Annotated in this window: 5 protein-coding genes; 3 read left to right on the top strand and 2 right to left on the bottom strand. The window is 55.3% G+C overall.

From position 1 onward, the window contains the following. Nucleotides 1–385 precede the first annotated feature (385 nt). Both ACTQ05_RS08360 and ACTQ05_RS08355 read right to left on the bottom strand, forming a co-directional pair. Nucleotides 386–934, bottom strand: coding sequence for a GNAT family N-acetyltransferase (locus tag ACTQ05_RS08360; protein ID WP_441538834.1), 549 nt, complete (start codon nucleotides 932–934; stop codon nucleotides 386–388). A gap of 96 nt (nucleotides 935–1030) precedes the next feature. After that, complete coding sequence (locus ACTQ05_RS08355) at nucleotides 1031–1576, bottom strand: hypothetical protein (RefSeq protein WP_441538832.1); 546 nt, start codon at nucleotides 1574–1576, stop codon at nucleotides 1031–1033. Between the two features lie 266 nt (nucleotides 1577–1842). Between ACTQ05_RS08355 and ACTQ05_RS08350 the strand changes: the two genes are divergently transcribed. From ACTQ05_RS08350 to ACTQ05_RS08340, 3 genes are all read left to right on the top strand, one after another. Beyond that, nucleotides 1843–4440 carry a hypothetical protein gene (locus tag ACTQ05_RS08350; protein WP_441538830.1) on the top strand — a complete coding sequence of 866 codons (2598 nt, stop codon included), beginning with the start codon at nucleotides 1843–1845 and terminating at the stop codon, nucleotides 4438–4440. Nucleotides 4441–4632: 192 nt separating this feature from the next. Then, entirely contained in the window at nucleotides 4633–5904 is a 1272-nt protein-coding gene (locus tag ACTQ05_RS08345) for a hypothetical protein (RefSeq protein ID WP_441538828.1), read from the top strand. A 60-nt stretch (nucleotides 5905–5964) separates the two neighbouring features. Continuing rightward, on the top strand, nucleotides 5965–8364 hold the full coding sequence (locus ACTQ05_RS08340) for a hypothetical protein (RefSeq protein WP_441538827.1): 2400 nt from the start codon (nucleotides 5965–5967) through the stop codon (nucleotides 8362–8364). The last annotated feature ends 6 nt before the right edge of the window (nucleotides 8365–8370 follow it).

Below are 8370 nucleotides of genomic sequence, written 5' to 3'. Positions count from 1 at the left end.
CGTGCCCCCTTCGTCGGTGATTTGTTGTTTAGTCGCTAGAAATCATATGACGGGGTATGGGCCGTGTTCCGCTATGCGGTTGTCAATTTGCGAAAGAAATTATGCGTCACCCCGTCTGAAGACAACATCTCGATCTGTAACAGTTGCGGAGCAAAACCGGCCCCAGATGTTACAGATTGAGACAGTTGAGTTGTCTGCCGAGGAACAATCTCAATCTGTAACAACTAGACCCCGTATCCCCCGCCAGATGTTACAGATCGAGATAAACGTGCCGATCACCAAACCCGACAGGCAACAAAAAGGACCGGACGTCCAGCCATCTCAACTGGAACGTCCGGCCCCGTCAAACACCAACTAGGGAAGCTGAACCAACAGATCGCAGCCTCTACTCTGCGTCCGGGTCCTTAAAGTTCTTGGGATCCAAGACCATGCAGGTGTAGGTAATGTCGTGGTCATCGTCGGGAATGGGCTCAAACCCGTTCTTGCCAAAGAAGTCGATGAGCAGATGCGCGAGCTTAATCGGATCCGCATCAGGATCGTCAAAGAGATATCCGCTCAGATCCAGGAATGTAGGCTGCTGTTCGCCCTCGCTCTCCCAGTATCCCAACAGGGCGTCGTGCACCAGGCGCGCGCCATAGCCGTTACCGCGGTAGTCGGGGTCAACATACACATGGCTCAAAAACGTCGACGTGTACTCGTTGAGCGGGTGCTCCGTAACGGCATCCGGCAGGTCGGGGTCATCTGCACCGCCCGTTACGCAAAAACCGACCAGCTCATCATCGGCAAAGACGCCCCAGAGGTAACAGTTCTCCTCGTCCTCGTCCTCAACATAGTCCGCCCACGCGTCATAGACCTCGTAGCCCGACTGCTCGTCCAGATCGACCATATCGTCGACGTCGTCGGGACCCAAAGCCCTTACTTCAACTTCAGCCATTGTCCTGTCCTTTCTCTCGCTTTCAGGACAACCCGAGCATACGGCGCTGTCCCAACACTTTGTTGCGCAACATCGGAAGCTGCGTCAATACCGCCGTTAACGGCGACGACGCCTCAGGGCAATGTATACAACGACAATCGCCAGCAGCACCAAGCCCTGGAAATTGATGCGGCTAATAGCGAAGCCCGAAGGAACAATAAAGCTGTCGTAGAACATGTCGAGCATGCCGATAAACACCAGAAACGCGATGAAGATCCAGAACACGCGACTCCTTAAAATGGGAGTAAACATGTCGAGCACCGAGCCACCCGAAGAAGAACCCTGATAGCCAATCAAATCAAACGGCTCATCCTTCTCTACCTCGTCGGCATCGCTCGAAGCGTCTGAAGACTCGGACTCCAAATCGCGACGATCCGTCCAATACCCGGGCACATGGTCGCGCTCACCAAGGTACTCACCGTTTTTGACCACCGGCTCAAACAACATGGCACTCGAAAGCTGCTCGAGCTCCTCGCGAATCAACTGGTCGGTGCGAGCGTCATGAGGCTCCTCGAGCTCGCACTCAAGCTCGTACATATGCTCCATGACCCGCTCGTAGTCCTCTTCAGACATATCGTCATCGTAATAGGAGTTCCCGCTCATCGTTCATCCCTCATTCAAGAACCGAATCCCTTTTGGACAACTCAAGTGTAGAAATCCATGCCAAGCAAGCGTTGCGCAACATTGCCGAGAGCGAGACGGACCCGCTCTCAAAACGCCCCAGCACAGACCGTTCCGCATTGCAATTTGCGCACTCGCGGATGTTGCGCAACGTTCTCGCCCATCGGGGCAGTAGCGTTCGGGTTAGCAAAGCCACGAGCCCTAAAACCCGGGATCGTTGGCTTCCACCGCATACGAAAGAAGGAACGATGGACGAGATTTTTGAGCATCTGCTTCAAGATACCGACCGAGGGATCTCGATCAACCAGATTGTCAATCGCATCGTGTTTCCCAACCACGATATCTGCATGCAGGCCAAAGCCGCCCTGGAGCGAGACTATGGCGAGTTCTGCTTTGCTGCCGTGATCCCCGATTACGAGGACTTCCAGCACATGGATCCGACCGACGCCACCAATGCTGCCCTGGAAACCTGCGGGTCCGACGGCGAAGAGGTCACCAACGTCGTTTGGGGCTACAACTCGCTCCAGTACGAATACAACGGCATCCCCTCGCTGGAGGTTGCCAAGACTATCTCCAAGATGATCGGCGTTCCCGTCTACTACGAGTACACCGATGCCGATGAGATCGCCGCCGGCGCCGTGATCGCCGATGCGCAGGGCGATAGCGTCTCGTTTGCAAACGTGGTCGACAAGAGCTGCTGGGTGTATTTCCCAGAGGGGTTCGACGGCGCCACCGACACCCTGTTCCGCTGCGGCATGGGAACCATGTCCATGCCCGACGGAAGCCAAAAGTACTTTGAGGACACCACCGACCCCATCATGCGTTCGTATGCGCAGCGCGGAAACGTGTCCCTGTACTTCGACTTTCTCAAGGACCAGTTTGGCGCCCAAGAGGAGCCCCAGGCAGAGTCCAATGCCCAGGCAGAGTCCGATGCCCAGGCATCGGGCAACGTCTACATGTCTCAGGCCATGGGTGCGATGACGTTTCGCATCGTCTTTCCCAACCATGACTGCTGCGCATATATCCGCGATGATCTCGACAAGTGCTTTGGCGGGTTCTCGCTCCAGGCGATTTGCGGCACGCCCGATAGCACGTTTGACTCACCCGATGAGGTCCTGAGGACCATGGTGGGCCACGGAATCCCCGATGATGCAACCGATGTCGAATGGGGCTATAACTCCGTGCGCTATCGCGTGGCGCACTCCGTGCCCAACGCCATCGTTCTCGAGGCATTAGCCCAACATTACAACATTCCGCTCTACACTGAGTATTTCGACGAGCTCAAGTACGCAGCGGGTGCTGCTATAACGATTCCGGGCACCGATCGTCCAACTGTCCCCGTCCCCGAGACGCTCGGCTGCGAAGATGACACCTACTTTGACCGAGGCAGTGAACCGGAAGGCTACGTCGCGCTTCGATGCGGATACTGTCAGGCAGTCTCCGATGACGGAAAAACACGCATTTCCTTTGTCGACGACCCATCGCAACCGGTCATGGCAGAGCTCGCGAAAGGCGAAACAGCTGGCGACTTTTTTGACTTAGTCGAGACCTTAGGAATCGATACTGACTATTATCACAGTCATCGTGAGGTCCCGGCTTCTCGTCCCGCCGCAAGTTCCAAAAAGAACACCTCGACCTCCTCGGCAGAAAAATCGAAAATCAGCCTGTGGATGAACCCCATTGCAGAAAAGCATGTCTGGAACTCCCTCGATGCCTACGGTCAAAAGCAGGGCAAGCAAAATGACATGAACATGTTCTTTTTGGAGCCGCTCTATCGCGGCGGCGATCAGATCCGCGACCCATTTGGATTTGCCACAGGCCGCAAACCTTTGCCGGCTTATGCAAGCCACCAGGCGCACCGCAAGGTTATCGACGCCGCCCTTACTACCGACATAGAAGTCGGCGCGCTTGTCGCGGGGCTTCTCGGCCAAGACCTGTTGACATCCGAAGAGCTCAACGCGCTGCACCGCGACATCGAGCTCAAGGCCCAAGGCATAAGCGCCATCGCCACCGGAAGAGGTGCCGCACTCGAGAGCCGCTGCGACTCGGTTTGCTACCTTATTGCAAAGCTCCGGAGCCATGACGGCAACAATAGCCATCGCTTTATGATGTGGATGGCGGACACCGACCAAGCCGTACGCGTAAAGTTCTACGGCGAGGCACCGGCAATCGGCGCGCCCTTTACGTGCCGCTTTAGCGTAGTGGAAAATGACATCATTACGTACTGGATGCCCGTCGAGGGCGAGAAGGGCTTCTCTCGCTACAAGCAGATTCCCGAGGGAGGACGCATCGACGTCTCCGCGGCAAAGAGCGACTCTGCCGCTATGAGCGCCCTACGCAAGGCCAACGCGATGTTCCTTAAGACGTGCGGACTCAAACAGACCGCGCCGTCCAAGACGCGCATGACCCCGGAGCAGTCACAGCGCTTTAACGAGCTACGAGAAAAACTGGGTCGTAAGACGGGCTATGCCCTCACGGTGCTCTTCTCGCGCTGCGTACTCTGCAGCGCCGAAGCCGACCGATTCCTCGAGCTCATGGAGCACGCCGCTGCCGCGCACGATCGCGGAGAGGTGATCGACGTCGACGATACCGAGGTCGTAGAGCACAAGGCCGTTTACATGGTTGGCCCGATCTCTACCGAGGATGGTACTTGTCAGCTCTACAACCCCAACACACTCAACTTTGAGGACTTTAGCTTCCAGCCCAACCTGCTCGAAGACTTCCACACCGACCTGCCCCGTGGCGGCAGCTTTATCAACATTGCAACGAGCGTCGTTGAGTCGGACGTCATCGCCGCCTGGGCGGGCTACAACCCGGGCAACGCCCAGCGCTCGGCGCGCTACTAGGGAGCGATTGGCACGGCCAAGCCATGTATCTGTTGCGCGGCATCGTCCCTGGACATCGAACCGCGCCGTCCACGATGTTGCGCAACAGAATGCAGCGCAGGCGGCCTAGTATGCGAAGTAACAGGCGCGTGCAGGTCAGATGCATCGAATCTGGCCTGCACGCGCAACACAAATCATCGCAGGGAGCACACCATGGCGCGTGACACATCAAACGATCAGGTTGCTAACTTGCCGCTCGTTTACAAGTTCGACGGCAACGGCAACATCATCCAGAAAGTCTTTTTTGGCGTAAATGCGGTATTCTGCCCCGTCTGGTACTGGTGGTACTTCAAAAGCAATCGTGATCCCAGCTTTTGGCTCGGTGACAGCGAAATGGACGGCTATGATCCCGATGAATGCGTTACCGAGTTCCAGCACCGCATGGATAACTTTACGCCCGAGGAGAGCTGCAACCTCTTTGAAGTCGCAAAGTATTGCGACCGCATGACGGGTGTTACCGTCTTTGACGTCGTAAACGGGCGAAATGTAAACGAGCGACACCTGGATGACTACTACACCGGCTACGACCTTGGCATCGAAGATGATGACGAGGACGAAGAAGACGACACAGACATCGAGATGGAGTTTGACGGGCAACCTGTTAGCCCCCAGCCGATGCGCGTATGCGACGAGGGCCCCTGCCAGTTTATGCTACCGCCCGTTTTAAACTGCGGAACGGACGACGGTTCTGGCTACGAGGTCGAGATTCCCCTGCGCGCCAAAACGACCAAGAGCGGTACTCCGCAGGAGCGACTATCGTTCTATATCCCCGCCGACCTCGCCGTACAGTGGTTCCGCGAGGTCACGGACGAGCCGCAAGCCGACTACCAACTGTTTCAAACCGTTTGGATGAATCGGGCCAATCGGCTTGAGAACCCGCACTTTGTCGACCACCTGTTTTCCTATGCGTTTTGGCAGGAGCGACTGCTGCGCATCCTGCACTACACGTACAAGCGGGGCAAAGTGCAGAGTGTGCGCATCGTTGCCGATTACGAAGGCGATGCCGCCGAGTTTATTGACAAGTACTACCCGGAGGCCGAGGTCATCGGTCATCAGAGCAATGAGAACGCCTTTGAAACGGGAGCCGCCTATCTGGTGGACCTCACGCTGGACTACAAATACAAGGGCGACAAGCTTGTCGAGAAAAAGACGTTCTCGGTCCTTGGCAGCTTTGGACGCGAATGGTATCGACTCTTTAGCGGCAATCCCAACGCCACCGTTGATGATTTCTATGCATGGTGCGAACAAACCGACACCTACGAGCCCCTACGTCAGGCAGCCGAAACCACCGGCGCAATCGTTCAGTACACCACCTACGGACTAAAGGACGGCAAGCTCACCAGCAAGCGCACCGAAGATCTCCAAGGCCGCACCAATGTCGAGATTAACGAGGCGGCCGAACTGAGAGACCGCATGCTTACGTAGGCGGCAACAGACCCAGTTCACGTTATCCGTTCATCTCTATACTCACAGGAGGTACCTACTTTGATTTCTCCAATCTGTTGGTTCGCGGCATTCCTCGTCGCTCTCGTCGCACTCTGCTATTCCATACACTTGGAACGGCACAACTATCAGCACAAACTCTTTGGCTTCGAGATCAATTCCAACCGTCGCATCGTCGCCTTTGGAATTCTTGCTCTTGGCGCTTTTTGCCTATTTGCCCCCGTTACCTGGGCGCAGTGCTTTTCTTCGGATCTTGGCGAGGGCTGGGAGCCGGGAGCCTTCAACTTTATTAGCTGGGTCATCACCAATTTCTTTGCCGTGGGATGGACAACGACCATCCAGACCGGCCTCACCGATGTGACGTCAACCGTCTATAGCGCTATTCCCCTTGGCGGCAGCGTTACCGGCCAGGTATTCAACCTGCTCTATTCGCTGCTCACACTTGCATACATCATCGCCCTTCCCGTTGAAATTGGCCTATTTGCCTTCAACGCTGTTGCCACGCGTCTCTCGGGCAGCGTTATCAAGCGTCATCTCAAGTATGCCGACCATGCAATTATCTTTGAGAGCGTCGATGCCAACACCGAGTTGCTCGCGCGTGATATCGTAAACAACATCAAGGACGGAACGCTCAATAACGCGAATGGCAACGGCGACATCGCCCTCATCTTTTGTCTAGGCAGCGACGAAGACAGCGAACGTCAGCGCGTACTGCGCAATCTGTGCCAGGGCTATGTGCGCTATGTGTTCACCGACTCCGAAGCAGCCGATGTGCTCACAACGATTACATCGCTGCGCGATGCAGTTAAGCATCTGGTCGCAGTTGACGTCGTCGCAACGAGCGAAGAAACCGAACACAATGTCAGCGCAACGATCGACATGCTCGAAGCGACGCACAAGGATCCTCAAGCCGGCTGCGCGCCCAAGATTACGCTGCATTGTCTTCACAGCAACCCCGACGACCCGAGAGTTTTTGATGCCATCAAGCCCTATCCAAAAAACGTCAATCTGCACCTGGTTTCTCGTACGCAAAACGAAATCTACAACGTTCTGGACGAGGCACCCCTTTTCAGATGGCTTGCTCCTGTCGACATCACCCGCGACGACAGCACCAAGCTCCAAAACCTCACAGTGCTCGTAATTGGCGCAGGAGATTACGGTATGCAGGCGGCACGCACCGCATACTGGATGGGCCGTCTGCCACAGGTAAAGCTCAGCATTGTGATCGTCGACCCTAATGCCCACGAAATCGTCGAGCGCGAGGCGGCACGATATCCCGAAATGCTCGGAGAGATCAAAGACGGGGCACCTACAGTGCGTTTTGTCGAGGCCAGCGCCCCCTCAATCACGCTTGACCGCCTTATGGCAGGCAACAGCGTCGCAGCTCTGCACTACGACCTTCAGAGCAAGCGCGTGGCATGTGATGACAGTTGTGTCCTGCTGCCCGATAACGCATTCGTTTATGCCTTTGTAACCACGGGCAACTGCAGCCAGAACCTCTCATGCTCCCTTATGTTGCAACGGCAGATTTTCAACCGCTTTGTCGAGCATGGCACTCCAAACTACATGAAGCAACGCCCCGTAATTTGTCCTCATATCGAAAGCGAAGAGATTCTTAAAGCCTTAAGAAAGCTCGCCATGACCGCAGCAAGTTCCGAAAAGGAAAAGGACCCCATCGTCGGAATCATGCATCCCTTCGGTTCTCGCAAAGCTTTCTTTACCTACAACAATCTCCTCAACAATAAGCTTGAACAGCGCGCTATACAGCTCAATGCGGTATATGAGATGTGCAACTATGACCATGCCACCGTCAGCTATGATGCCTCCATGCCAGACGATACGGCGCGCGACAAATTCAACAAGAGCGAGTGGAACAAACGCAGCAGTCGTGCGGCGGCCGCGTATCTTCCAAGTCGCTTTTGGTCGGTTGGTCTATCGGAAACCATCGATACGCTCGAAAACGACTATCTGGCGAAACTAGAAGGCGGGAGAAGCGAAGGCCTAGACAATGGTCATCTGGTAAGACAATACCTAATTGAAGATAAATTGGCTGGCAACACATTGGAGGCATTTGCCAACAACGAAGCCAATTATCGCAGAAGAATTAAAAATATTTGTCTATTGGGTGATATAGAGCACGAGCGTTGGCTCGCTTACTGTCAGGCAATAGGCATGACCGAGCTGGGGCACGGCACCAGAGAGGACGAGAGGGATCAGCGCAGGCGCGCACATAATGTCAATCTTCTCTTTAAAGAGGAGGAGCCCAAAGACAAGCCCGAAGGCACGAATAAATCTGAGACCCTCATGCGTCACGCCTACATGACGCCCAACAACAACGTACTCGGCGCTCGCGGATTCCTGCTAGGCAAAGACGTCTACGCCTACGACCGAATCATCGTCGCCCTCTCAGCCCGCATCGCCAAGGGCAGCATCGTCAAATAACAGCAA

Origin of the sequence: Collinsella sp. LCP21S3_A9, from assembly GCF_052118785.1 — a bacterium.
Taxonomy (GTDB): Bacteria; Actinomycetota; Coriobacteriia; order Coriobacteriales; family Coriobacteriaceae; genus Collinsella.
Note: the sequence above shows the minus strand (reverse complement) of the source record. Positions and strands in the feature narration are given on the sequence as shown.